21 protein-coding genes are annotated in these 26,098 nt (G+C 51.8%); 17 read left to right on the top strand and 4 right to left on the bottom strand.

Going from position 1 to position 26,098, the window contains the following annotated elements:
* Window positions 1–6: 6 nt before the first annotated feature.
* Complete coding sequence (locus LK436_RS15775; protein ID WP_008395560.1) at window positions 7–366, bottom strand: TIGR04086 family membrane protein; 360 nt, start codon at window positions 364–366, stop codon at window positions 7–9.
* Window positions 367–552: 186 nt separating this feature from the next.
* On the opposite strand from LK436_RS15775, the gene scfA reads away from it, so the two are divergent.
* The 11 genes from scfA to LK436_RS15720 all read left to right on the top strand — a co-directional run bounded on the left by scfA (window position 553) and on the right by LK436_RS15720 (window position 14,876).
* On the top strand, window positions 553–699 hold the full coding sequence (gene scfA / locus LK436_RS15770) for a six-cysteine ranthipeptide SCIFF (protein ID WP_008395558.1): 147 nt from the start codon (window positions 553–555) through the stop codon (window positions 697–699).
* 148 nt (window positions 700–847) lie between these two features.
* The gene (gene scfB, locus LK436_RS15765; protein WP_044930402.1) at window positions 848–2,275 is read left to right on the top strand and encodes a thioether cross-link-forming SCIFF peptide maturase; all 1,428 of its coding nucleotides are present in this window, start codon (window positions 848–850) and stop codon (window positions 2,273–2,275) included.
* Window positions 2,262–4,454 (top strand): protein translocase subunit SecDF, encoded by a 2,193-nt coding sequence (locus LK436_RS15760; protein ID WP_008395556.1) that lies wholly within the window; start codon window positions 2,262–2,264, stop codon window positions 4,452–4,454. The genes scfB and LK436_RS15760 overlap by 14 nt, the downstream gene beginning before the upstream one ends.
* 172 nt (window positions 4,455–4,626) lie before the next feature.
* The gene (gene tgt / locus LK436_RS15755) at window positions 4,627–5,766 is read left to right on the top strand and encodes a tRNA guanosine(34) transglycosylase Tgt (RefSeq protein ID WP_008395555.1); all 1,140 of its coding nucleotides are present in this window, start codon (window positions 4,627–4,629) and stop codon (window positions 5,764–5,766) included.
* A 44-nt stretch (window positions 5,767–5,810) separates the two neighbouring features.
* Window positions 5,811–6,083: a preprotein translocase subunit YajC gene (gene yajC, locus LK436_RS15750; protein WP_008395554.1), complete on the top strand. Its 273-nt coding sequence runs from the start codon at window positions 5,811–5,813 to the stop codon at window positions 6,081–6,083.
* Between the two features lie 247 nt (window positions 6,084–6,330).
* Window positions 6,331–7,416 (top strand): 3-isopropylmalate dehydrogenase, encoded by a 1,086-nt coding sequence (gene leuB, locus LK436_RS15745; RefSeq protein ID WP_008395553.1) that lies wholly within the window; start codon window positions 6,331–6,333, stop codon window positions 7,414–7,416.
* Window positions 7,417–7,632: 216 nt separating this feature from the next.
* Window positions 7,633–9,306 (top strand): dihydroxy-acid dehydratase, encoded by a 1,674-nt coding sequence (ilvD, locus tag LK436_RS15740; RefSeq protein WP_021966129.1) that lies wholly within the window; start codon window positions 7,633–7,635, stop codon window positions 9,304–9,306.
* A gap of 25 nt (window positions 9,307–9,331) precedes the next feature.
* Window positions 9,332–11,020 carry a biosynthetic-type acetolactate synthase large subunit gene (gene ilvB / locus LK436_RS15735; protein ID WP_008395550.1) on the top strand — a complete coding sequence of 563 codons (1,689 nt, stop codon included), beginning with the start codon at window positions 9,332–9,334 and terminating at the stop codon, window positions 11,018–11,020.
* Between the two features lie 112 nt (window positions 11,021–11,132).
* On the top strand, window positions 11,133–12,221 hold the full coding sequence (gene serC, locus LK436_RS15730; protein WP_008395549.1) for a 3-phosphoserine/phosphohydroxythreonine transaminase: 1,089 nt from the start codon (window positions 11,133–11,135) through the stop codon (window positions 12,219–12,221).
* A 35-nt stretch (window positions 12,222–12,256) separates the two neighbouring features.
* Complete coding sequence (locus LK436_RS15725) at window positions 12,257–13,420, top strand: phosphoglycerate dehydrogenase (RefSeq protein WP_008395548.1); 1,164 nt, start codon at window positions 12,257–12,259, stop codon at window positions 13,418–13,420.
* A 136-nt stretch (window positions 13,421–13,556) separates the two neighbouring features.
* Entirely contained in the window at window positions 13,557–14,876 is a 1,320-nt protein-coding gene (locus LK436_RS15720) for a uracil-xanthine permease family protein (protein WP_008395547.1), read from the top strand.
* Between the two features lie 123 nt (window positions 14,877–14,999).
* Here the strand turns inward: LK436_RS15720 and LK436_RS15715 are convergent, their stop codons facing one another.
* On the bottom strand, window positions 15,000–16,427 hold the full coding sequence (locus LK436_RS15715) for a M23 family metallopeptidase (RefSeq protein WP_008395546.1): 1,428 nt from the start codon (window positions 16,425–16,427) through the stop codon (window positions 15,000–15,002).
* A gap of 67 nt (window positions 16,428–16,494) precedes the next feature.
* On the opposite strand from LK436_RS15715, the gene LK436_RS15710 reads away from it, so the two are divergent.
* Window positions 16,495–17,001, top strand: a complete 507-nt coding sequence (locus LK436_RS15710; RefSeq protein ID WP_008395545.1) for a PaaI family thioesterase — start codon at window positions 16,495–16,497, stop codon at window positions 16,999–17,001.
* A gap of 62 nt (window positions 17,002–17,063) precedes the next feature.
* On the opposite strand, the gene LK436_RS15705 is transcribed toward LK436_RS15710, so the two are convergent.
* Window positions 17,064–17,918, bottom strand: a complete 855-nt coding sequence (locus LK436_RS15705; protein WP_008395544.1) for an MBL fold metallo-hydrolase — start codon at window positions 17,916–17,918, stop codon at window positions 17,064–17,066.
* 241 nt (window positions 17,919–18,159) lie between these two features.
* On the opposite strand from LK436_RS15705, the gene LK436_RS15700 reads away from it, so the two are divergent.
* The 3 genes from LK436_RS15700 to LK436_RS15690 all read left to right on the top strand — a co-directional run bounded on the left by LK436_RS15700 (window position 18,160) and on the right by LK436_RS15690 (window position 20,503).
* Window positions 18,160–18,645, top strand: a complete 486-nt coding sequence (locus LK436_RS15700; protein ID WP_008395543.1) for a DUF1700 domain-containing protein — start codon at window positions 18,160–18,162, stop codon at window positions 18,643–18,645.
* A 156-nt stretch (window positions 18,646–18,801) separates the two neighbouring features.
* Window positions 18,802–19,788 (top strand): DMT family transporter, encoded by a 987-nt coding sequence (locus LK436_RS15695; protein WP_008395542.1) that lies wholly within the window; start codon window positions 18,802–18,804, stop codon window positions 19,786–19,788.
* Window positions 19,789–19,996: 208 nt separating this feature from the next.
* Complete coding sequence (locus tag LK436_RS15690; protein WP_008395541.1) at window positions 19,997–20,503, top strand: hypothetical protein; 507 nt, start codon at window positions 19,997–19,999, stop codon at window positions 20,501–20,503.
* Between the two features lie 295 nt (window positions 20,504–20,798).
* Here the strand turns inward: LK436_RS15690 and LK436_RS15685 are convergent, their stop codons facing one another.
* On the bottom strand, window positions 20,799–21,251 hold the full coding sequence (locus LK436_RS15685) for a GNAT family N-acetyltransferase (RefSeq protein ID WP_008395538.1): 453 nt from the start codon (window positions 21,249–21,251) through the stop codon (window positions 20,799–20,801).
* 497 nt (window positions 21,252–21,748) lie between these two features.
* On the opposite strand from LK436_RS15685, the gene pth reads away from it, so the two are divergent.
* Both pth and mfd read left to right on the top strand, forming a co-directional pair.
* Window positions 21,749–22,348 carry an aminoacyl-tRNA hydrolase gene (gene pth, locus LK436_RS15680; RefSeq protein WP_015545098.1) on the top strand — a complete coding sequence of 200 codons (600 nt, stop codon included), beginning with the start codon at window positions 21,749–21,751 and terminating at the stop codon, window positions 22,346–22,348.
* Between the two features lie 118 nt (window positions 22,349–22,466).
* The gene (gene mfd, locus LK436_RS15675; protein WP_044930395.1) at window positions 22,467–26,024 is read left to right on the top strand and encodes a transcription-repair coupling factor; all 3,558 of its coding nucleotides are present in this window, start codon (window positions 22,467–22,469) and stop codon (window positions 26,022–26,024) included.
* The last annotated feature ends 74 nt before the right edge of the window (window positions 26,025–26,098 follow it).

Below are 26,098 nucleotides of genomic sequence, written 5' to 3'. Positions count from 1 at the left end.
AGAGAATCAGCTGAGCATCCCTCCCAGAGTTCCGCTGCCTGCGCACATGAGAAACACCGTCATAAGCTCCTTTGTGTCAGAGCCCAGAGTACGGTTCATGGCAAAGGAAACGGCCAGAAGGATCAGAAAGTAGAGGGCCCCGGAGAGAAGTCCCCAGACAAAGCGCCTCTGGCGGATGGCCTTTCCGGCCAGAATGCCGCCGATCAGGCAGGCGATAATGTAAATCACATTGATGCCCAGGCTGATCTGAGCCTCTTTAAGGCGGAACCGGTAGAGCAGAAAAGCCAGAACAGCCAGAAATATGGCAGTAAGCAGGTAGGAAGCCAGAAGCGATCGGAGCATGGCCTGCAGTTTTGATTTTCCCATAAAAACCCCTCATTTTGATTTGATCTGTTTCATGTATATTCCGGCTTCGCGAAAAGTATGCGGACAGGTAGCTTTGCCGGCTTTTTCCGGTGCCGCTGCATCTGCGCTTGTGCTTGCGCTGAGGGAAAACATGTGATATAATCTCTACGAAATTATATCGAAATCCATGATAGGAGGGCATACAGCATGAAGCACGTTAAGACTTTAAGCACAAACACATTAAAGAATACAATGAAAAAGGGCGGCTGCGGCGAATGTCAGACATCCTGCCAGTCCGCATGCAAGACTTCCTGTACAGTAGGAAACCAGAGCTGCGAGAACAAGGATCGCTAGTTTAAGGAAACAGTGCCTGAATGTCAGGCAGTCATAAGGCAGCTTGATGCCCCTGCAATTTTCACCGGTTGCAGGGGCTCTAGTTTGTCCGCACGGGGGTGTGCCCCGGGGGACAGAAATGTTAAACGATTAGACAAGGAGAAAATCTGTGATTCATCAGTATATTAATAACGGTTACTATATCGTAATGGATGTGAACAGCGGCTCTGTCCATGTGGTCGATCCGCTGCTCTATGATATGATCGCACTTCTTTCTGAAACGATCGATAACCTGACCGAGCCTCAGAAAATCCCGGAGGAGGCAAAGCAGGAGATCTGCAGAAAATTAGAGGGAAAATACCGGCAGGAGGAGATGGAGGAGGCATTTTCCGACATTCAGGAGCTGATCGACCAGGAGCAGCTCTTCACTGCCGACATCTATAAGGACTATGTAATTGATTTCAAAAAGAGAAAGACCGTGGTAAAGGCTCTGTGCCTGCATATTGCCCATGACTGCAATCTGGCCTGCCGGTACTGCTTTGCCGAGGAGGGAGAGTACCACGGCAGAAGAGCCCTTATGACCTACGAGGTGGGAAAGAAAGCCTTAGACTTCCTGGTGGCAAACTCCGGCAACCGGATTAACCTGGAGGTAGATTTCTTCGGCGGAGAGCCGCTGATGAACTGGGACGTGGTAAAGCAGCTGGTGGCCTACGGCCGTTCCCTGGAGAAACCCCACAACAAGAAATTCCGTTTCACTCTCACCACCAACGGAGTTCTGTTAAACGACGAGATCATGGAGTTCTGCAATAAGGAAATGAGCAACGTGGTTTTAAGCCTCGACGGCCGCAAGGAAGTCAATGACAGAATGCGCCCCTTCCGAAACGGAAAGGGAAGCTATGATCTGATCGTCCCGAAATTCCAGAAATTTGCGAAGCTGCGCGCAGACAGGGATTACTTTGTGCGCGGAACCTTCACGAGAAACAATCTGGATTTTGCAGACGATGTGCTGCACTTTGCCGATCTGGGCTTTGAGAAAATGTCCATCGAGCCGGTTGTGGCTGCCCCTGAGGAGCCCTACTCCATCCGCGAGGAGGATCTCCCGAAGATCATGGAGGAGTACGACAAGCTGGCTAAGGAATATGTAAAGCGCCATAAGGAGGGAAGGGGCTTTACCTTCTTCCACTTTATGCTGGATTTAAACCAGGGACCGTGCGTGGCCAAACGCCTGTCCGGCTGCGGTTCAGGAACTGAATACCTGGCTGTCACCCCATGGGGCGATCTCTATCCGTGCCACCAGTTCGTGGGAATTGACAAGTTCCTTCTGGGAAATGTAGACGAGGGCATCACACACCCGGAAATCTGCAATGAGTTCAAGCTCTGCAATGTCTATGCCAAGGACAAGTGCAGGGACTGCTTTGCCAGATTCTACTGCAGCGGCGGCTGCGCAGCCAACTCCTACAACTTCCACGGCTCTATCACAGACGCTTATGATATCGGATGCGAGATGCAGAAGAAGCGTATTGAGTGTTCTATCATGATAAAAGCGGCGCTGGCCGATGAAAATGAAGTAAAGGAGAATTGCAATGAAGAACAGTAAAGGAAGAGGTCTTTTGAGGCTGGCACTCCTCCTGCTCCTTGTGGCTCTGGCCGGATTTTTCGGCTACGGCTATATGGATGACATCAAGCTGGGCCTTGACCTGGCCGGAGGCGTGAGCATTACCTACCAGGCAAAAGAAGAGAATCCTTCTGCGGAGGATATGAAAGACACGATCTACAAACTCCAGCAGAGGGTGCAGAATTACAGCACAGAAGCGGAGGTTTACCAGGAGGGAAACGACCGCATTAACATCGACATTCCAGGCGTTTCCGATGCGAACGCAATCCTGGCGGAGCTTGGAAAGCCGGGATCCCTGATATTTATGGATTCTGAAGGAACAACTATCCTCACCGGAGATCAGGTGTCGGCTGCCCAGGCAGGTATGGTAGACGGCACCACAGGAAAGGAATATGTGGTATCCCTTACCTTCACAGAGGAGGGAACGAAGGCCTTTGCCGACGCCACAACCAACGGTGTCGGAAAGCCTATTTACATTATCTACGACAACGAGGTAGTCTCCGCTCCGGTTGTTCGGGAGGCTATCACAGGAGGCCAGTGTACGATCGACGGAATGGCGAGCTTTGAGGAAGCGGAGAACCTGGCTTCTACCATCCGCATCGGTTCCCTGTCCCTGGAGCTTGAGGAGCTTCGCTCCAATGTGGTTGGCGCCAAGCTGGGACAGCAGGCCATCACCACAAGCCTGAAGGCCGGAGTGGTAGGATTTGTCATCGTGGCGGTGTTCATGATCGCCGTTTATCTGATTCCGGGACTGGCTTCTGTCATTGCCCTCTGCCTCTATGTGGGACTGATTCTCATTCTCCTGGTGTCCTTCAACGTGACGCTGACCCTTCCTGGCGTGGCGGGAATCATTCTCTCCATCGGTATGGCTGTGGATGCCAATGTTATCATCTTTACAAGAATCAAGGAAGAGATCGGGGCAGGAAAATCTGTTAAGACAGCCATTGAGAATGGCTTCCAGAAGGCTCTCTCCGCCATTGTGGACGGAAACGTGACAACTCTGATTGCCGCTGCTGTCCTGTTCTGGAGAGGCTCCGGTACAGTAAGGGGCTTTGCGTCCACGCTGGCCATCGGTATCGTCCTCTCCATGTTCACAGCTCTCTTTGTGACACGGTTTGCCCTGAACGCGATGTTTGCGATGGGAATCCAGAATCCCAAGTTCTATGGAACGAAAAAGGAGAAACCGGCAAAGCCGTTCCTTAAATACAGAAAGATATGCTTTGCTCTGTCTCTGGCAGCGATCGCGGCGGGCTTCGTGTTTATGGGAATCAATAAATCCTCCACAGGGGACATCCTGAATTACAGCATGGAGTTTAAGGGCGGAACATCCACCAACGTCACTTTCAACGAGGAAATGTCCCAGGAACGCATTGAATCTGAGGTTGTGCCGTTAGTGGAGGAGATTACAGGGGACGCTGATGTACAGACCCAGAGAGTCAGCGGCAGCAATGAGGTGATCATCAAGACCAGAACTCTGAATATGGAGGAACGTGAAGCGTTCGAGAAGGCCATGGAGGACAGCTTCGGCGTAGAGAAGGAAAAGATTACAGCGGAAAGTATTTCGGGAGCAGTGAGCCAGGAGATGAAGCAGGATGCGTTTGTGGCTGTAGTCATCGCGACGATCTGCATGCTGATCTACATCTGGTTCCGGTTTAAAAATATTCGCTTTGCCGCCAGCTCCGTTCTGGCGCTGATACACGACGTGCTGGTTGTGATTGCCTGCTATGCGGCATTCAAGTGGCCGGTAGGCTCCACCTTTATCGCCTGCATCCTCACCATTGTGGGATATTCCATCAATGCGACAATTGTTATTTTTGACCGTGTAAGGGAGAACCTGAAGGAGAAGCGCCATGACCAGACCATTGAGGAGATCGTAAACCTGAGTATTACTCAGACCTTTACGAGAAGCGTAAACACTTCTCTTACCACCTTTGTGATGGTTCTGGTACTTTATATCATGGGAGTTTCCTCCATCCGGGAGTTTGCCCTTCCGCTGATGGTCGGCATTGTCTGCGGAACCTACTCCTCAGTCTGCCTGGCAGGCTCCCTGTGGTTTGAGATGAACCGCAGAAGGGAAAAAGCACTTGCAGCCGCTAAGGAGGAGGCAAGGGCCAGAGAGAAGGAAGCCAGGGAAAAAAAGAAAAACAAAAAGAAACAGTAAATAAAGAGAGAAAATAAAAAAGAAAACAAAAAGAGAAGCAGCGAAGGGGAGCGCAGATCAGCCTGCCGGGGCGAAAGCAGCGCTTCCCTGCTTTTCTTTTTGGCTGATATGGCATAATTCACTTTGATGTCTGAGAAACTGTCAACTGAAGCAAAAAGTCAGGAGAAAGAAGATGGAATACAAGATTCTGGCAAAGGACGGGCGCGCAAAGAGAGCGCAGATGAAAACCGTCCACGGAACAATACAGACGCCTGTGTTCATGAATGTGGGGACTGTGGCGGCGATCAAGGGAGCCGTCTCCACAGACGATTTAAAGACAATCGGGACCCAGGTGGAGCTTTCAAATACGTACCACCTGCATGTGAGAACGGGGGATAAGCTGATCAAGGAGTTCGGCGGCCTTCACAAATTTATGCACTGGGATCGCCCGATCCTTACCGATTCCGGTGGATTTCAGGTTTTCTCCCTGGCAGGGCTGCGAAAAATCAAGGAGGAGGGAGTGTATTTTAACTCCCACATTGACGGCAGGAAGATCTTCATGGGACCGGAGGAGAGCATGCAGATTCAGTCAAACCTGGGCTCCACGATTGCCATGGCTTTCGACGAGTGCCCGCCCAGCAAGGCCAGCCGCGAGTATGTACAGAATTCCGTGGAGCGCACCACCAGGTGGCTTAAGCGGTGCAAGGCTGAGATGGAGCGGTTAAACAGCCTTCCCGATACGGTAAACAGAGAGCAGCTTCTCTTCGGAATCAACCAGGGAGCTGTCTATGAGGACATCCGGATTGCCCACGCAGAGGAGATAGGGGCTCTTGATTTAGACGGGTACGCAGTGGGAGGACTGGCAGTGGGGGAGAGTCATGAGGAAATGTACCGGATTCTCGATGCCGTCGTTCCCCACCTGCCGGAAAACAAGCCAACCTATCTGATGGGAGTGGGAACACCTGCCAATATTCTGGAGGCAGTGGACAGAGGCGTAGACTTTTTTGACTGCGTTTATCCGTCCAGAAACGGCCGCCACGGCCATGTGTATACCAACCACGGAAAGCTCAACATGTTCAATGCCAAATACGAGCTGGATCCGAGGCCGATCGAGGAGGGCTGCCAGTGTCCGGCCTGCCGTTCCTACAGCCGGGCATATATCCGCCATCTGATGAAGGCAAAAGAAATGCTCGGTATGCGATTATGTGTCTTGCATAATTTATATTTTTATAATAAAATGATGGAGGAGATTCGCGACGCAATCGACAATCACTGCTATGCAGAGTACAAGGAGAGAAAGCTCTCCGGCATGGCAGCGGGAGAGAAAAATTAAGATTTCGCAGCGAGGCGGCGGATCTGGATTAAGGAGGAAAAAACATGGGCACAGCAGGATGGATAGTGTATTTTGTCTTTCTTATTGGACTTATGTACTTTATCGCTATCAGACCTCAGAAAAAAGAGAAGAAAAAAATGCAGGAGCTTCTGGCCAGTGTGGCAGTCGGCGACAGCGTTTTAACATCCAGCGGAATGTACGGTGTGATCATCGACATGACAGATGACACTGTAATCGTGGAATTCGGAAGCAATAAGAACTGCCGCATTCCGATGCGCAAGGATGCGATTGTACAGGTTGAGAAGCCGGAGCTGTAATTTTAAACAGACGCAGTCACAGAGAGGAGCCGTTTCCAGGCATTTGTCTGGATATGGCTCCTTTTTGCGTACGCCGGTATTTATGGAAGAGAAATAACTTCAGGTTATACGATAAATTCCAAATTCCTATAGGTATTTCTCTGCAAACAGCCGTCCTGCAGTTGAAAAATGCGGATAAATAAGATATTATGGAAAGAAGCACGAAAAATATCGCTCGAAAAACCAGGTAGTAAAGGAGAGAGGCAGGATGAATTACAACATTGCAGTGATTCCGGGTGACGGGATCGGACCGGAGATTGTCAGGGAGGCGTGCCGTGTACTGGACAGGATTGGAGAGGTCTATGGGCACAGTTTTGACTACACAGAGGTTCTGATGGGAGGCGTTTCCATCGACGCGCACGGAGTGCCGCTGACGGATGAAGCCCTTGAAACGGCAAGGAAGAGTGATTCCGTCCTGTTAGGAGCAGTGGGAGGAAATGTGGGCAATTCCAGATGGTATGATGCGGCACCGAACCTGCGCCCGGAGGCGGGACTCCTGGCCATCAGAAAGGGCCTGGGCCTGTTTGCCAATATCCGGCCGGCCTGCCTTTACGGGGAGCTTGCAGGAGCCTGTCCGCTGAAATCCGAGATCATCGGTGACGGCTTCGACATGGTGATTATGCGGGAGCTTACAGGAGGACTCTACTTTGGCGAGCGCTACACGAAAGAGGTCGACGGAGTCACCACAGCTGTTGACACCCTGGTTTATAATGAAAATGAGATCCGCAGAATAGCAGTAAAGGCATTCGATATTGCCATGAAGAGGAAGAAGCATGTGACCAGCGTAGATAAGGCCAATGTGCTGGACTCTTCCAGGCTCTGGAGAAAGGTAGTGGAGGAGGTGGCCGGGGATTATCCGCAGGTAACCCTGACACACATGCTGGTTGACAACTGTGCCATGCAGCTGGTGATGAACCCGGGCCAGTTTGACGTGATCCTCACTGAGAACATGTTCGGCGATATTCTGTCTGATGAGGCCAGCATGATCACAGGCTCCATCGGGATGCTGTCCTCTGCCAGCATGAATGAGGGAAAGTTCGGACTCTACGAGCCCAGCCATGGTTCAGCGCCGGACATTGCGGGAAAGGATATTGCAAACCCCATCGCAACCATTCTCTCAGCGGCCATGATGCTGCGCTACTCCTTTGACCTGGATAAGGAGGCAGAGGCTGTGGAAAAAGCCGTAAAGCAGGTGCTGAAAGAGGGATACAGGACAGCCGACATTATGTCAGAAGGCTGTGTCCAGGTGGGAACCGGACAGATGGGAGAGTTGATCTGCCAGCGGATTCGGTAGACGGCTGTAAGCTGCTTGCAGCGACAGCATGGAGAGACGTTTTACACTGAAACAGCACGCTGCCAGGGGACCTGAGAGCCCCTTGGCAGCATTTTCCATAAATCGGGAGGGAGCCGCGGACAGCCGGAGTGCTGCACAGAGAGGCAGAGACGGTTGAACAGCGCTTCCAGTATCATTCCAGTAATTGAAAATATGAGAGAAAAGGAGACAACAGATATGAAGAGTGACGCAGTGAAAAAGGGATCCCAGGCAGCTCCCCACAGATCCCTTTTAAATGCTCTCGGCATGACACCGGAGGAAATGAAAAAGCCCATGGTGGGAATTGTCAGCTCCTACAATGAAATTGTGCCGGGACATATGAACCTTGACAAGATTGTGGAGGCAGTGAAGCTGGGTGTGGCCATGGCAGGGGGAACTCCCGTGGTATTTCCCGCGATTGCGGTATGTGACGGCATTGCCATGGGGCATGTGGGCATGAAGTATTCCCTGGTGACCAGAGATCTGATTGCCGATTCTACGGAGTGTATGGCTCTTGCCCACCAGTTTGACGCTCTTGTGATGGTTCCCAACTGTGACAAAAATGTGCCTGGCCTTCTGATGGCCGCCGCCAGGGTTAATGTGCCCACTGTGTTTGTCAGCGGCGGTCCTATGCTGGCAGGCCATGTAAACGGGAAGAAGAGAAGCCTTTCCAGCATGTTTGAGGCAGTGGGAGCCTATGCAGCCGGAAAAATCACAGAGGAGGAGCTGACCGAGTACGAGAATAAGGTCTGCCCTACCTGCGGCTCCTGCTCCGGCATGTATACGGCCAACAGCATGAACTGTCTGACAGAGGCTCTCGGAATGGGACTTCGCGGAAACGGAACGATCCCGGCTGTCTATTCTGAGAGAATCAAGCTGGCCAAGCACGCCGGCATGAAGGTCATGGAGATGTATGAGAAAAACATCCGGCCAAGGGATATTATGACGGAGAAGGCCTTCTTAAATGCCCTGACTGTGGATATGGCCCTGGGATGTTCCACAAACAGTATGCTTCATCTTCCGGCCATTGCCCACGAGGCAGGCATTGATCTGAATATGGATCTGATCAATGAGATCAGTGCAAGGACTCCGAACCTGTGTCACCTGGCTCCGGCTGGCCCCACCTATATCGAAGAGTTAAACGAGGCCGGCGGCGTCTATGCGGTCATGAATGAGCTGTCTAAAAAAGGCCTGCTGAATCTGGACTGCATGACTGTGACAGGAAAGACGGTGGGAGAAAATATCGAGGGCTGCGCAAACAGAGATCCGGAGGTAATCAGGCCTGTTGACAACCCCTACAGCAAGACAGGGGGAATTGCAGTTCTGAGAGGAAACCTGGCCCCTGATACAGCCGTTGTAAAGCGGTCTGCGGTGGCCCCGGAGATGCTCAGGCACGAAGGCCCTGCAAGGGTGTTTGACTGCGAGGAGGATGCCATTGCCGCTATCAAGGGAGGAAAGATTGTGGCAGGCGATGTGGTGATTATCCGCTATGAGGGTCCAAAGGGAGGACCCGGCATGAGAGAGATGTTAAACCCTACCTCCGCCATCGCAGGGATGGGGTTGGGAGAGAGCGTCGCTCTCATCACAGACGGAAGATTTTCAGGCGCCTCCAGAGGAGCGTCTATCGGGCACGTTTCGCCTGAGGCGGCTGTGGGAGGCCCCATTGCCCTGGTAGAAGAGGGAGACCGGATCTCCATCGACATTGACAATCACTCCCTGAATGTGCTTGTATCCGATGAGGAGCTGGAAAGAAGAAGGGCAAAATGGCAGCCAAGGGAGCCGAAGGTGACCACCGGCTATCTGGCCCGCTATGCGTCCATGGTGACAAGCGGGAACAGGGGGGCTGTGCTGGAGATTCCAAAAAGCAAATAAGACAGGGAACAAAAAGGAGAGGCAGATGAAAAAGTTAAATGGATCAGAAATTGTCATCGAATGCCTGAAGGAGCAGGGAGTGGATACAGTTTTCGGGTATCCGGGCGGCTCTATCCTGAATATCTACGACGCGCTCTACAAGCATCAGGATGAAATTACACATATACTGACATCACACGAACAGGGGGCGGCCCATGCGGCTGACGGCTATGCCAGGGCAACAGGCCGGGTGGGCGTCTGCCTGGCCACCTCAGGCCCGGGGGCTACGAATCTGGTGACGGGAATCGCCACCGCCTATATGGACTCCATCCCCATTGTAGCCATCACCTGCAATGTAGGGGTGAATCTGCTGGGCAAGGACAGCTTCCAGGAAATCGATATTTTAGGCGTAACAATGCCTATCACGAAATACAATTTTATTGTAAAGGATGTGACAAAGCTGGCCGGCGTGATCCGGAGAGCTTTCCGGATCGCAAGGAGCGGCAGGCCGGGCCCGGTTCTGGTGGATATCACTAAGGACGTAACCTCTGCAGAGTGTGAGTATGAGAGGCAGGAGCCGGAGGAGGTGAAGCCTCAGTCTGATACGATCACGGAGGAAGATCTGGAAACGGCGCTTACCATGATACGGGAGTCCAAAAAGCCTTTTATCTTTGTAGGAGGAGGAGCCGTTTCCGCCAATGCTTCCGAGGAGCTGAGAGCCTTTGCCCACAAGATTCAGGCTCCGGTGACAGACAGCCTTATGGGAAAAGGGGCCTTTGACGGTACAGATGAGCTCTACACCGGCATGATCGGAATGCACGGGACAAAGACTTCTAATTTCGGCGTGGCAGAGTGCGACCTGTTAATTGTAGTGGGCGCCAGGTTCAGCGACCGGGTGGTGGGAGATTCCTCCCGCTTTGCAAGGAAGGCCAAGATCCTTCAGCTCGATGTGGATCCTGCGGAGATCAACAAGAATATCAGGACTAACGCCAGCGTGATCGGGGATGTGAAGGTGATTTTAAGGAGGCTGAACGCAAGGCTGGATCCCATGAACCATGATGAATGGATCGCCCACATCGAGCGCATGAAGGATATGTATCCGCTGCGCTATAATAAAGAGGTTCTGACAGGGCCGTATGTTATCGAAAAGATCTATGAGATAACAGAGGGGGACGCTATTATCACCACAGATGTGGGCCAGCACCAGATGTGGGCTGCACAGTACTATAAATTCAAAAAGCCCAGAACCTTCCTCTCTTCCGGCGGCCTGGGGACCATGGGATACGGCCTGGGCGCCTGCATCGGCGCAAAGATGGGCTGCAGGGATAAGACGGTTATCAATATTGCAGGTGACGGCTGCTTCCGGATGAACATGAACGAGGTGGCAACGGCAACCCGCTACAATATTCCGATTATCCAGATTGTGCTGAACAACCATGTTCTCGGAATGGTGCGCCAGTGGCAGACACTGTTCTACGGCAAGCGCTATTCCCAGACGGTTCTGGACGATCAGGTGGATTTTGTGAAGGTTGCGGAGGGGCTCGGCGCAAAGGCCTTCCGGGTGACGAAGAAGGAAGAATTTGAACCGGCATTTCGGGAGGCTCTGAAGCTGAACATACCGGTGGTCATCGACTGCCAGATCGGAAGCGACGACAAGGTATTCCCCATGGTTCCGGCAGGCAAGCCCAATGAGGATGCCTTTGACGAGATCGATCTGAGAATCGAGGCAAGATAAGGGGCCGGGAAAAATAAGGCAGAGGAAGGAAACGGCAGAAAAGGGAGAGCCGTCTGAAATGCCAGGGAAATTCCCCAAATGAGTATGAAAAAGGATAAGAGGAGGAGCGAATATGAGCAGAGTCTACAATTTTTCGGCAGGGCCGGCAGTTATGCCTGAGGAAGTGTTGAGAGAAGCGGCAGCAGAGATGATGGATTACAGGGGCTGCGGGATGTCAGTGATGGAGATGAGCCACCGCTCCAGGGATTTTCAGGATATTCTCGACGAGGCAGAGAAGGATCTGAGAGAACTTATGAATATTCCCGACAACTACAAGGTGCTGTTTATCCAGGGCGGCGGCCATGTGCAGTTTGCCATGGTTCCCATGAACCTGATGAAAAACAGAGTGGGAGACTACATTATAACAGGCCAGTGGGCCAAGAAGGCATGGCAGGAGGCGAAGCTCTACGGGACGGCCAATGCCATTGCGTCCAGCGAGGACAAAACCTTCAGCTACATTCCCGACTGCTCGGATCTTCCGGTGGATGACAAGGCAGACTATGTGTATATCTGCCTGAACAATACCATCTACGGAACCAAGTTTCACGAGCTTCCCGGCACCAAGGGAAAGCCTCTGGTGGCAGACGTTTCGTCCTGCTTTCTCTCTGAGCCCTTGGACGTTTCAAAGTTCGGGATCATCTGGGGAGGCGTTCAGAAGAACGTAGGGCCCGCCGGTATGGCCATTGCCATAGTCAGGGAGGATCTGATTACCGAGGACGTTCTGCCGGGGACACCTACTATGCTGCGCTATAAGACGTACGCGGACAATGACTCTCTCTATAATACCCCGCCTACCTACTGCATCTATATGTGCGGAAAGGTTTTCAAGTGGCTGAAAAAGCAGGGCGGTCTTGAGGCTATGAAGGAGATAAATGAGAGAAAGGCAAAGATTCTCTATGATTTCCTGGATGAGAGCAGACTGTTTCGCGGAACCGTGGAGAAGAAGGATCGCTCTCTGATGAATGTGCCGTTTGTGACAGACTCTGAGGAGCTGGATGCGAAATTCATCAAGGAAGCAAAGGAAGCCGGATTTGTCAATCTGAAGGGACACAGAACGGTCGGAGGAATGAGGGCAAGTATTTACAATGCCATGCCTGAGGAGGGAGTGGCAAAGCTGGTGGAATTTATGAGGGATTTTGAGGCCCGGAATCAGAATCTGTAGAGCAGACAGAAGAAAAGGCGCAGGGAGGACGAAACATGAGAAAGATTCATTGCCTGAACCCGATTTCCAGATACGGGACAGAGCTTTTTACAGATGGATATGAGATGACGGATCGGATGGAGGAGGCAGACGGCATTCTGGTCAGAAGCGCTTCCATGCACGGGATGGAGTTCCCCGAAAGTCTCAGAGCAGTGGCAAGAGCCGGAGCCGGGGTCAACAATATTCCATTAGACGAGTGTGCAGCCCGGGGGATTGTGGTGTTTAACACCCCGGGAGCCAACGCCAACGGCGTCAAGGAGCTGGTGATTGCCGGGATGCTTCTGGCTGCCAGGGACGTGACAGGAGGCATCGGCTGGTGCCGCGAAAATGCCGGCAATGAAAATATCGCAAAAGATATGGAAAAAGCCAAAAAAGCGTTTGCGGGGACAGAGATCCGGGGAAAGAAGCTGGGTGTGATCGGCTTGGGAGCCATCGGAGCGGAGGTGGCCAATGCGGCAGCATCCCTCGGAATGGAGGTGCTCGGCTATGATCCGTTTATCTCTGTCAGTGCAGCCTGGATGCTTTCCAGGGATGTGCGCCATATCACAGATATTGACGCCATCTACAGTGAGTGCGACTATATTACCGTCCATGTGCCGCTCCTGGATTCCACCAGAGGGATGATTGGAAAAGAGAGCATCGGAAAGATGAAGGACGGTGTGGTGATCCTGAATTTTGCTAGGGATCTGCTGGTAAATGACGCTGATATGAAGGAGGCGCTGGCCTCCGGAAAGGTAAAGCGCTACGTGACGGATTTCCCAAATCCCGCTGTTATGGAGATGGAGCATGTGATTGCGACTCCCCATCTGGGCGCATCCACGGAGGAGTCGGAGGACAACTGCGCAGTGATGGCTGTAAAGGAGCTGATGGACTATCTGGAAAATGGAAATATCCATCATTCCGTTAACTATCCCGACTGCGATATGGGCGTGTGCGCTTCCGTGAGCCGGGTGGCTCTCCTCCACAGGAATATTCCGAACATGATTGGCCAGATTTCAGCTATCCTGGCCGCAACGGATATGAATATTGCCAACATGGTCAACAAGAGCCGCGACAAATATGCCTATACGCTGATCGATCTGGAGACAGAGGCAGACAGCGAAACCATCGAAAAGCTGAAAAAGATCAGCGGAATGAAGCGTGTCCGGGTGATCCGGTAGGATTTTCAGTCAGGAGAGGGAAGCTCAGAGGGGTGTTAAGATACTGTTAAATCCATGGACAGGTCTGTTGACAGAGCAATTTGCGTGTGATATTGTCCACTGTGGAAATTTGAGGAAAGTGGATAGGTAAAACACGATGGAACAGAAGAAAAATGCAGAGCTTTTCAGACTCGACGGAAAGCCGTCCTTCGGACTTGCGTTTCCCCAGGCCATGCAGCATGTCCTTGCCATGCTTGTGGGAAACATTACTCCCCCGATGCTGATTGCGGGGACCCTGGGCCTTCCGCCAGAGGAAGAGATTATGCTGACGCAGGCTGCCATGATTATCGGCGGCATCACCACCCTGCTTCAGCTCTACCCTGTCTGGGGATTTGGAATGGGGCTTCCAAGTGTAATGGGCGTTGCCTTTGCCTATATGCCGATCCTGACGATGATAGGAACTCAGCACGGAATTGCCGCTATTTTCGGCTCACAGCTTGTGGCTGGATTTCTGTCAATTTTTATCGGCATGTTTATGGGAAAACTGCGGAAATTTTTCCCTCCCATTGTCAGCGGAACCGTTGTTTTAAGTATCGGTCTGTCTCTCTATAAGACAGCCATCACCTACATGGGCGGCGGTTCCGGAGCGCAGGCAGACGGAACCTTCGGCTCCGGACGGTTCTGGATTCTGGCGATAGTGACACTGGCGGTCACTCTTGCATGCAGCCTTCTTGGAAAGGGCTACGTTAAGGTATCGGGAATGCTGATAGGAATTGCCGTGGGCTATGTGATTGCCCTGGCGATGGGAGATATGGTCAGCTTCAACCAGGTGGGACAGGCGGGCTTCTTTGCTCTGCCGAGGCCGTTTTACTTTGGGCTTGAGTTCCCGCCGGATGCCATTATTATGATGGTTCTGATGTATGTGGTTCAGGCCGTACAGACGATCGGCGATGTGTCCTCCACCGCTATGGGCGGCTTTGGAAGAGAGGCCACGGATCGGGAGCTGGGCGGCGCGATTAAGGGACAGAGCATCTGTGGTATGATCGGAGCCTGCATCGGCGGTCTGCCTACAGATCCGTACAGCCAGAACGTGGGACTTATCTGTACCACCAGGGTAGTGGCAAAAAAGGTGTTCCTGATTGTGGGCGTGATTATGCTGGCAGCCGGTTTATGCCCCAAGTTCAGCGCGCTGATGGCGACAATTCCGCAGCCGGTGTTAGGCGGAGCTACGGTGACTGTATTTGCGGCCATTACCATGTCAGGAATTCAGCTTTTGGGAGAACAGCCTTTAAATTACAGGAACAAGATGATTGTGGGGATTGCCCTGGCCATCGGCATCGGAATTGACAGCGTGCCTTCCATCCTTCAGTTCTGTCCGCAGCTGATTAAAAACATTTTCGGAAGTTCCCTGATGGTATCCTTCCTGATTGTATTCTTCCTGAATCTGATTGTCCCGGAGGATAACAGTGCCGAGTAGGCAGCTTCGTGAAGAGCGTACAGAGCCGGGCAGGAACCGGGGCCAGGATGCAGCTTCATGATTAGGCTTCTGGGTAAGAGCCGGTGCATGGTGATTGTGAGATCATCCATGCACCGGTTCTTTTCAGTCTGACGGCCCGTTTTCCACTCCGGACTGGATGGCAGTGACTGAAGGGTCCTTCATATCGTAGACCCGGGACCACTCCTTCGTGCCCTCTACTTTTGCAGCCTCAGAGCGGTTGATGGACAGGAATTTCATCAGTTCATAGCAGTCCACCCAGATTTCATTGTTCCCTTCTTTCTGAGATTCGTCAAAAATAAGCTGAAGGCCAAAGTGGAGATGCGTCTTGTCAATATTGTTGGTATTTTCCGAAGCGCTGTAGCCGGTGCGCCCCATATACCCGATCACGTCTCCGGCGGTCACAATGCTTCCCTCGCTCAGTGTGCTCTGGTAGGGGTAATCCTTGCGCAGATGGGCGTAATAGTAGTACCGTTTCTTGTCGAAGCTGCGGATTCCGATTCGCCAGCCTCCGTACTGGTTCCAGCCCAGGGATTCCACATAGCCGGATTCCACCGCAATAATGGGAGTTCCCGTCTGCCCCATCATATCGTGGCCCAGATGCTTCCGGCTGTAGCCGTAGGAGCGGGAAACGCCAAAGTCATTGTAGTCGGAGTAGGGGAAATTTTTGGCAATGGGAAGGAAGGCTTTCAGGCCGTATTTTGTCACCCACACCTTTTCGGGCGCTGGGCTCTGGGCGCTTTCACCGCCTGACTGTGTCTGCCCGGCTGCCGGATTCGATTCATAGATCTGAGCGTCTGCCAGGGCAAAGGGAGGAGCCTCGGAGGCCGGTATTTCGATTTCGTAATAACCAACCATTCCGCCGAGGACTGCCGTGTAGGCTTCCAGGTAATAAGGGTAGTATTTCATGGAGGCGGTGAGCTGTTCCATGGAAGCTCCGCTTTGAAGACTTGATGCCACCGCATCCATATCGGCCTCCCTGTAATTGGAAAAATTGCCTCCGTATTTTGCCCCGAGATAGGCCAGAAGCTCAATCCAGTTCAGATGGATCTGCTGCTGGCAGGTGTCCACATCATAGCGGAAGGCCTTAGTCAGCGCCGCTTCCGGCACGTCAAAATCTACCCATTTGATGAAATCCTTCTCCTTGCCCTCTTCTGAGCCCTCCGTGCCGGGGAGCAGGGAGAGGAGACTGGAGAGGGCAGGGGAAGCGGGATTTGATTTGAGGTACCAGCCTCCCATCAGGATACAGAAGGCCAGAATCTCGGCTGCTATGAGAAGCCTGGTGCGTCTGCGGTAAAAGAAAAGCAGAATCCGTTCATAAGTATCAGAAATTCGTTTCCATGCTCTGTGCAAGGACATCCCTCCAATAAAAGAGCCGGAAAACGCTTCGTCCGGCCGAAAATGCTTATTATAATCATATGAGGACATGGCTTCGCTTATGACAAAACGTGACATTCGTTTTTCTGAAGGATGAAGGATGTGGTACAATAACTGCAGAGCGGTCATTATACCTGCGCATACCGGTTTCAGCATGTACTGCTGAAATCCGGGCGCTAAATTCCGCCGGAGGCTGCGAGGACAGATAAAGGAGATAAAAGAAATGGAACTGATCAGAGATCATTACAACGATTGCACAGAAAAGGGAAAAAACACAGAAGGACAGGGGAAAGAAAACAGAGGTGCAGAGCAGAAGACAGACTCTGCAGGTTTTAGAGATGCTCTTGGAATTCGGATTGTCGAGAGGGGCGAGGGGTTCGCCAGGGGAGAGATGGAGGTAAAGGAATGGCATCTGAATCCCCTTGGAATCATTCATGGCGGCTGTCTGTTTTCCCTGGCAGACACAGTGTCAGGGGCTGCCATCATGGGCCATGGGCACAGAGTGACTACAGTAAATGGCTCCATTAATTTTCTGCGCCCGGGAAAGCCCGATGGAAAGATGACAGCAGAAGCCAGAGAGGTGAAATATGGGAGGACCTTTTCCGTCTGTGACTGCCAGATTTTTGACGACAGGGAAAAGCTGGTAGCCACAACCACCATGACCTTCTATCATCTTGTGGATCGAAAGATCGATCAGGGGGAACAGCAGAAGGAGAGCAGAGACAAGTAAGGGTGGGTGCCTGCGTCATATGCTGGGGCAGGTCCTGACGGGATAAAACCGGTGAAGGAGCCCTAAAGCTTCAGAATCTCCCCGTCATCAGGCACAAACAGGTTTCCGCTGTAGTAGTTTCTTCCCTCCGCTGTGTAGAGAATTTTGCGGCGGCTGAGGTTCTTCTCCTCGGTGTGCCAGAGCACAAGATTTGGGATATGCAGCCGTTCAGCCAGCTGGCAGGCTTCTCTGACTGTGCTGTGATGTTTTTCGTAAGGAGAAAACTGCTCTCTCTCACTGTAGAGACAGAAGGCCTCGTGGAGGAGCCAGAAGCTGTCTCTGACATAAGGCTCGCACAACTCGCTTAAGGGTTCATCTCCGGTGCAGGTGAGCTTTTTTCCGCTTTTAAGCACGAAAGTAAAGCCAAACTGCCTGGCTTTCGTAGAGTGGATGTCAAAAAAAGTGACCGGATAGCCGAGAATTTCCCGTGTTTCCCCGTCACTCACTGGAATCAGAAGGATTCTGTCGCCTATTAAATCATAGAACTTTTTCTGCAGGGTCAGGCGGCAGATGGTCTTTATGGTTTCCACAAGGCCGTCATGGCAGTAGATGGACAGCGTTCCCTCATAACTTCCCTTTTTCATCTGCGTGCCGATCATGCGCACCATCCAGACAATGCCTAACAGATGATCGGTGTGTTCGTGGGTGATAAAAATATGATGGATGTGAAAAAGAGATACATTCATGCGCTCCAGAATCCCGAAAATCCCGTTTCCGCCGCCTGTGTCCACCATGAAAAATTCTTCCCGGGAGCCGCTGCCAGGCACATAAGTCTCAGTCCGGATCGCAAAACAGGTATTGTAGCAATGGGTGACTGCGGCATTTCCTGTGCCGAAGACGTACAGCTCCTCAGAGGGAGAGATGGCTTCAGTAATCATATGGTTTCCTCCTTGGTTGTAATTTAGAAGCGGCAGTTTCAGAAACTCTCTGCCTTCGTTTCTGCCGGCTGTCCGGCCCTGCCCTTCATAGGGGTTTATGCCCTCTATTATAGCAGGACAGCAGGGGAGAGGGAAGATACGGTTTACAGCATTTTCAGGGCTGGCTAAAAAAACTGATTTGTGATACTATTATTCTGTCAGAAAAGCAGTGTAACGGCAAAATATTAGGAGAAGCATATACATGAGAAAAGCAGAATTTTTAAAGGAGCTGGAGGCGTCACTGAAGGGGGAAATTCCGGCAGGGGCAGTTTCCGATAACCTCCGCTACTATGATAACTATATTTCCCAGGAGGTGGCGAAGGGGCGCTCAGAGTCTGAGGTGATTGAAGAGATAGGGAGTCCCCGTCTTATTGCAAAGACGATTATCGATACCAGCGGAGCCGGTGAGTATGAGAGCCAGGAAAGTTCCTATTCCGGATACGGCTCCCAGGGATTTGGCCGGGAGTATGATACAGGCTATGACAGACAGGAAAAACAGCGCACAGGCTTCCACTATTTTAACTTGAACAAGTGGTACTGGAAATTCCTGATTTTTGCAGTTGTGATACTGGTGATGATCTCTGTCCTGTCTATTATCGGAGGTATTTTTGCCCTTCTGTTCCGCTATGCCACTCCGATTCTGATTATCTTACTAATCTGGTCACTGTTTCGAAATTCGAGAAGGTGACACAGGCCTTCAGAGAAAGGAGCCGGCGGAAAGTTTTTTTCCCATCTGAAAGAGGAAATCTTTTGCGGCAGGGAGTTTAAACAGACAAATAAAATAGAGAAAGACTGGCCGGCGAAGAAAGCCGGCCATTTTTTCAGAGAGGAGATAACGGAGAGTATGGCTCAGTTGCAATTAACAAAAGAGACAGAGAGGGAGAGAGAAAGGACGGCACAAAGACAGGGGTCTGCCTTTCAAAGACCGGTGATTTTAGGCGTCTTGGCAGTCTTTTGCTGTGCACTCTGGGGGAGCGCGTTTCCGGGAATCAAAATAGGATACCAGCTGCTGGAGATCCCTTCCGACGCACAGGGCAGCCAGATTGTGTTTGCGGGATATCGTTTTTTTCTGGCAGGACTTCTGGTTCTGATATTCGGAAGCCTTGCTGAGAGAAGACTTCTTGTCCCCTCCTCGAAAGCTGTGCCAAAGATCGTGAAGCTGTCCATGCTTCAGACAGTGCTTCAGTATACGTTTTTTTATCTGGGCGTGGCAAATACCAGCGGCGTTAAGGGCTCGATCATTGTGGGAGCCAACAGCCTGTTTGTCATATTGATTGCGGGACTTTTATTCAGGCAGGAGAAGCTGACGGGAAATAAGATTCTGGGCTGCGCTGCAGGCCTGGCAGGCGTAGTAGCCGCAAATCTGGGACAGGGGGGAATGGAGTTTTCCTTCCGGCTCTCAGGGGAGGGTTTTGTGCTCTGTTCTTCTCTGTCATATGCGTTCTCAACAGTTTTTATGAAGCGGTATTCGAAAGAAGAGGATCCGGTTATGCTCAGCGGATGGCAGTTCCTGCTTGGAGGTCTGATCCTCACAGCATTTGGTTTTCTGCTCGGGGGAAGACCGGGGAACTTTCACGCTGCATCTGCGGGAATTCTCATTTATCTTGCGTTTGTGTCGGCTGCGGCTTATTCTGTCTGGGGCATTCTCCTCAAGTATAATCCTGCCTCAAGAGTGGCAATTTACGGCTTCATGAATCCGGTCATAGGCGTTCTTCTGTCAGCTGTTTTCCTCCATGAGGGAGGGCAGGCGTTCAGTCTGAAAAACCTGGCTGCTCTTATTCTGGTATGTGCCGGGGTAGTGATTGTCAACGGAAAAAAGGAGGAGGCATAAGGCATCGGTCTGTCTGGAGAGCCGTGTATTTCCATTCAAATCATGCTCTTAAGAGTTCTTACGGTTTTTTTAAACGGAGCTGATTTCATTGACACCGGGATAAGAATTGTGTATAGTGTCATTACCGGTAACAAAAACTGAAAATATCTGAATTAATCAGAAAATATTTGTCAAACTGGATATCCGTGACAGAGAAAAGAGGAAAACGATGAGAAAATTACTTTTACTGACAGGAGCCGCTGCTATTTCCCTGAGCCTGGCTGCCTGCTCTGGAAAGAGCAGCCAGGTACAGGGGCCGGAGCCTTCCGAAGAGATAGAGATTAGTACTGATGCAGGTGAAGAGACAGATACAGAGACACAGGGGGATGAGGAAGAAGACATGACAGAAGCGCTGTTCCGCTCCTCAGCCTCTGTGGTTCAGATGGAGATAACCACAGGACTCACCACAGAATATCTGGATGGGCTTTTGAACTATCCGGTGCGTGTGAATTTTGAGGAACCGGTGGAACTTAAGGGGCTAAAGGACCTGGACGCGCTTGGACTGGATAAGCTGTACACAGATGAGCTGCTGGAGGCGGTGGGTTCCTGTGATGTGGACTCCCTTGCAATTGAAGACGGGAAGATGACGGTTGGAGATCCAGACGGTGCGAATGTGGTTCTGTCTGAGGATGAAAACGGAAATATAGGAATCTGTGAATTCAATTACGGACTTTAACAGGCATATTGCAGGGATTCTGCTGCGGCCCTTCAAACGTTTGTCTTTCTGCTGCTGCGGGATCTATTAGGGCAGTGTTACGGAAAAATGCGCCTGCCGTATATTTTTTTAAAGTTCTGAAAATCAAAGGAGAGGGAGTTCCACAGTGTCAGACTCTGTGGGATGCCCTCTTTTGATTTTCTTCTCCGGTTTGCCGCAGTTTCAGTACCTTTTTTTATCCTGCTCTGAAAACTCAGAGAAAAGAACCACGACTCCTGTATATTGCAAAAGTCATATTCAGCTGCGGAGGCGGCTGCTATGCGATTTTAAGTACCATAACCCGCTCGTTGCGCATATCCCTCTCCCCGGTGTAGGCAAAGCCAAAGTGATGGTAGAGGGCTGAAGCGGTCTGATTATCATCTGTGACGCTCAGATAAATATGTTTGCGGTGGTATTTTTTCCACAACCTTTTCAGAAGATCCATAAGGGCTGCTTTTCCGTATCCCATACTCTGATAACGGCGGTCAATGAGAAAGCGGTTAAGCCACAGACGTCCGAATGGAAGATATTCCCAGAACAGGCCGTACATGGCAAAGCCAATAAGGACATTTCCGTCATAGATGCCCACCGCATGCCAGCAGGAGTGGGAATCTGCCTCAGACAGACAGTTCTCTATCGATTCGATAAATTTCTTCTGGTCTTCCCTGAGCTCAAGGCTCAGGATTTCCTTCCGGTTTTTCTCATTGACCGGTTTAAACTGTAGTTCCATAATTCCTCCTGTACAATCATTTTGCGGAAAAATTCTGTATGCGGATTTCCGGCAGCAGAAGCGGGAGCCTCTGCCTTCTGGAATCATCCGACAGCAACTATCAATATACAAGACAATTTAGAATATTGCAACCGAAATCTGACGGCTTTACAGAATTGTAACAGGGTATCCAGGCGAAGGCTGAAAGAAACATCTGTGTTCTGGAGAACTGTCTCTCAATACACAAAAAGGGGAGCAGGACAGGGGAATGTTTTCCTTTACAGAGGAGAAAATAGCTGTTAGAATGAAGCGGTATGAGCGTCAGATAGCTCCGGGAAGGGAAATCTGGCGCTTAAAGGCGTGTGCTCCGTGAGGAAACGAAAAAATCAGAAAATAGGATATCCGCTCCTCCTGTCTGATGGCAGGAAAACGGACAGCAGATAAAGAAGCAGGACGGCGGTGTCTGAGGAAAGGAAGAGTCAGACAGAAACCGTCATGGGACAAGGAGAATGAAAAGTATGTATATTATAGCTGGACTGGGAAACCCCGGGGAAAAGTATGACAATACCCGCCACAACGCAGGCTTTCTGACGATTGATGCCCTGGCGGATCGCTACGGAATTGACGTGAGGGAGAAGGCGCACAAAGCGCTGATTGGCAAGGGAGTGATTGAGGGGCAGAAGGTAATTCTTGCCAAGCCCCAGACCTACATGAATTTAAGCGGGGAGAGCATCCGGGCTCTGGTGGATTACTACAAGGTAACACAGGAAGAGCTGGTGATTATTTTCGATGATATCAGCTTAGAGCCGGGACAGCTGCGCATCCGCAAGAAGGGAAGCGCAGGAGGCCACAATGGAATCAAGAGCATTATCGCCCATCTGGGAACCCAGGAATTTACAAGGATCAAGGTGGGAGTAGGGGAGAAGCCGCCGAGGATGGATCTGGCAGACTATGTGCTGGGCCGTTTTGCAAAGGAAGAGCAGGACACCATGAAGGAGGCCTTCGAGACTGCCGCCAAGGCGGCCGTCGCTATTATGACAGAGGGAGCAGACGCGGCTATGAACCAGTATAATGGTTCTAAAAAGAAGAAAGAAAAGGCAGAGGCAAAGGAAGAATAAGCCGCAGGGCCGCAGCGGCAGGAGAACAGGCTGCCCAAACGGGCAGGGGCTGTGAAGGCGTGCAAAAAGCGGGCCATGGAAACACGGCGTATCAGGCAGAGAGTCAGGAGGGATGAAAATGGGAGTGATATTTGCAAATCCGCTGGAAGAGCTGGTGGAGTTTCAGGAGATGAACCGGGATCTGGAACAGGGAAAGGGGCCTCTTCAGGTCAGCGGGTGCGTGGATTCCCAGAAGGTTCACCTGATCAGCGAGACGGCGGGAAGCCTCAGGTGGAAGCTGATTGTGACCTATGACGATTCCAGGGCCAGGGAGATCTATGAGGACTACAGGACCTTTGATCCGGCAGTGTTCCTCTATCCGGCCAAGGATCTGCTGTTTTACAGCTCCGATATCCATGGAAATCTGCTGACACGCCAGAGGATGCAGGTATTCAAGCATCTGATGGAGGACGAGGCGGGAACGATCGTGACAACGGTGGACGGGCTGATGGATCGCCTTCTGCCGCTTTCGGAGATCAGAAACAGCCGGATTGCCGTTGTTTCCGGGGAGAGCCTGAAAACGGAGGAGATGAAGGAAGCGCTGGCAGGGCTGGGCTACGAGAGAGTCGGACAGGTGGACGGAATGGGACAGTTTTCCGTGCGGGGCGGAATCATCGACATTTTCCCGCTGACCGAGGAGCTTCCCGTGCGAATCGAGCTGTGGGGGGATGAGGTAGATTCCATCCGCAGCTTTGATCCGGAAAGCCAGCGTTCAGTGGAGGAGCTGGAGCGGGTGGAGATCTGCCCTGCAACAGAGCTGCTGCTTGAAAAATCCCGGGTGGAGAAGGGGCTTTCAAAGATCGAGAAGGAAATGAAAAAGTATGGGAAGGCTCTGAGAGATCAGATGAAAAATGAGGAGGCCCACCGGATTGAGGGGCTGGTGAGGGAGCTGTCCGAGGAGATCAGAGAGGGCTTTAAGGTACATGGCCTGGGCGGCTTCATCCAGTATTTTGCCGAAAAAACCGTTTCCTTCCTGGAGTATTTCCCCAAGGAGGAGCTGGCTGTATTTCTCGATGAGCCTCTGAGAATCAGGGAGAAGGCTGAAGCGGTGGAACTGGAATTTCGGGAGAGTATGGCCCACCGGCTGGAGGGAGGATACCTGCTTCCCGGGCAGACAGACTTTCTCTATTCGGCAAAGGCCACAGCCGCTATGATGTCAGGAAGCCATACGCTTCTGGTGTCAGGGCTTGATCAGAGGATGACAGGCTTTTCTGTGAAAAAAAAGTACAGCATTGAGGCCAAGAGCATGGGCTCCTATCAGAACGGCTTTGAGATGCTGATCAAGGATCTGACCAGGTGGCAGAAGGAGAAATACAGAACAGTCCTTCTGACTGGTTCCAGGACAAGGGCCAGCCGTCTGGCCGGCGATCTGAGGGAGTACGGGCTGAAGGCCTATCTGCCGGATGAGGACGGCGGACAGGTGAAGGCCGGAGAGATTATGGTCACCTACGGAAACCTCCACCGGGGCTTTGAGTACCCGCTTCTGAAATTTGCTGTCATCACAGAGGGCGACATGTTCGGAAGCGGTCAGGGAAAAAAGAGAAAGAAGAAAAAGACGGCCTACGAGGGAAGGAAAATCCAGAGCTTTTCCGAGCTCTCCGTGGGAGACTATGTGGTACATGAAAACCATGGCCTTGGAATCTACCGGGGAATCGAGAAGATCGAACAGGACAAGGTGGTAAAGGACTATATTAAAATCGAGTACGCAGACGGCGGAAACCTCTACCTTCCGGCCACAAAGCTGGAGGGAATCCAGAAGTATGCGGGAGCGGACGCCAAGCGGCCGAAGCTGAACCGTCTTGGAGGAAGCGAGTGGAATAAGACGAAGACCCGGGTGCGGGGAGCGGTAAAGGAGATTGCCAAGGATCTGGTAAAGCTCTATGCCGCAAGGCAGGAGCAGGAGGGCTTCCAGTACGGCCCTGACACAGTATGGCAGAGAGAATTTGAGGAGATGTTCCCCTACGAGGAGACAGAGGATCAGCTGGAGGCCATTGACGCAGTCAAGAGAGACATGGAGAGCAGGAAGATCATGGATCGGCTGATCTGCGGGGATGTGGGCTACGGAAAGACGGAGATTGCCCTGAGGGCAGCCTTCAAGGCCATCCAGGAGGGAAAGCAGGTGGTTTATCTGGTTCCCACCACGATCCTGGCCCAGCAGCATTACAATACCTTTGTCCAGAGAATGAAGGATTTTCCGGTCCGGGTGGATATGCTGTCGCGGTTTCGCACGCCGGCAGAGCAGAAACGGACCCTGGAGGATCTGAAAAAGGGCTTTGTGGACGTGCTCATCGGAACCCACCGGGTGCTGTCAAAGGACGTGGAGTTCAAGAGTCTGGGACTCCTCATTATCGACGAGGAGCAGCGGTTCGGGGTGGCCCACAAGGAGAAGATTAAAAAGCTGAAGGAAAACGTGGATGTCATCACCCTGACGGCGACGCCGATCCCCAGGACACTCCACATGAGCCTTATCGGAATCCGCGATATGAGTGTTCTGGAGGAACCTCCGGTGGACCGTCTGCCGATCCAGACTTATGTGATGGAGTACAACGACGAGATGGTGCGGGAGGCCATCAACAGGGAGGTGGCCAGAGGCGGGCAGGTGTACTATGTATACAACCGGGTCAACAACATTGAGGAGATCGCAAACCATGTGGCCTCCCTGGTGCCTGACGCCCAGGTGACCTTTGCTCACGGGCAGATGAGGGAGCACGAGCTGGAGCGGATTATGCTCGACTTTGTCAATGGCGACATTGACGTGCTCGTTTCCACCACGATTATTGAAACGGGGCTGAATATCCCCAATGCCAACACGATTATCATTCACGATGCAGACCGCCTGGGGCTTTCACAGCTCTATCAGATCAGAGGGCGCGTGGGACGTTCCAGCCGTACCTCCTATGCCTTTCTCATGTACAGAAGGGATAAGCTCCTCCGGGAGGAGGCGGAAAAAAGGCTTCAGGCTATCCGGGAGTTTACAGAGCTGGGCAGCGGAATCAAGATTGCCATGCGGGATCTGGAGATCCGGGGAGCCGGAAACATCCTGGGGGCAGAGCAGCATGGCCATATGGAGGCCGTGGGATATGACCTCTACTGCAAGCTGTTAAACGAGGCCGTTCTGGCCTTAAAGGGAGAGACAGAGGAGGGGGCAGAGTTTGAAACCACGGTGGACTGCGATATTGACGCCTACATTCCTGCCTCCTATATTAAAAATGAGTATCAGAAGTTAGATATTTACAAGCGGATCTCAGGCATTGAGTCTGAGGAGGAATACATGGATATGCAGGATGAGCTGATCGACCGCTTCGGAGAGATACCGGGGCCGGTGGAAAATCTGCTGCGGGTGGCTGCCCTGAAAGCTCTGGCCCACAGGGCAGGGGTGACGGATGTGTTCATCAACCGGCAGGAGGTAAGGCTTGTGATGTTTAAAAAGGCAGAGATCGATGTGACAGGAATTCCCGAGCTCATAGGAAAATACAGGGGCGATCTGAAGCTGCGCCCCGGCGATGCTCCGGAGTTTCTCTACCAGGATCAGAGGAGCAGGAATAAGGACTGCATGAAAATGACAGAGAAGGCAAAGGAGCTTCTGACAGAGCTCTTCAGCCTGTGCGAGAGGGCCAGGGAAGGCGTGAAGAGATAGAGCGCGCGAAGAAACAGAGAGAAGCGCCGGGAGATGGAGAAAAGGCGTCAGGAGAGACAAGAGGCACGAATGGG

This window comes from Clostridium sp. M62/1 (assembly GCF_020736365.1).
Lineage (GTDB): Bacteria > Bacillota > Clostridia > Lachnospirales > Lachnospiraceae > Otoolea > Otoolea saccharolyticum_A.
Note: the sequence above shows the minus strand (reverse complement) of the source record. Positions and strands in the feature narration are given on the sequence as shown.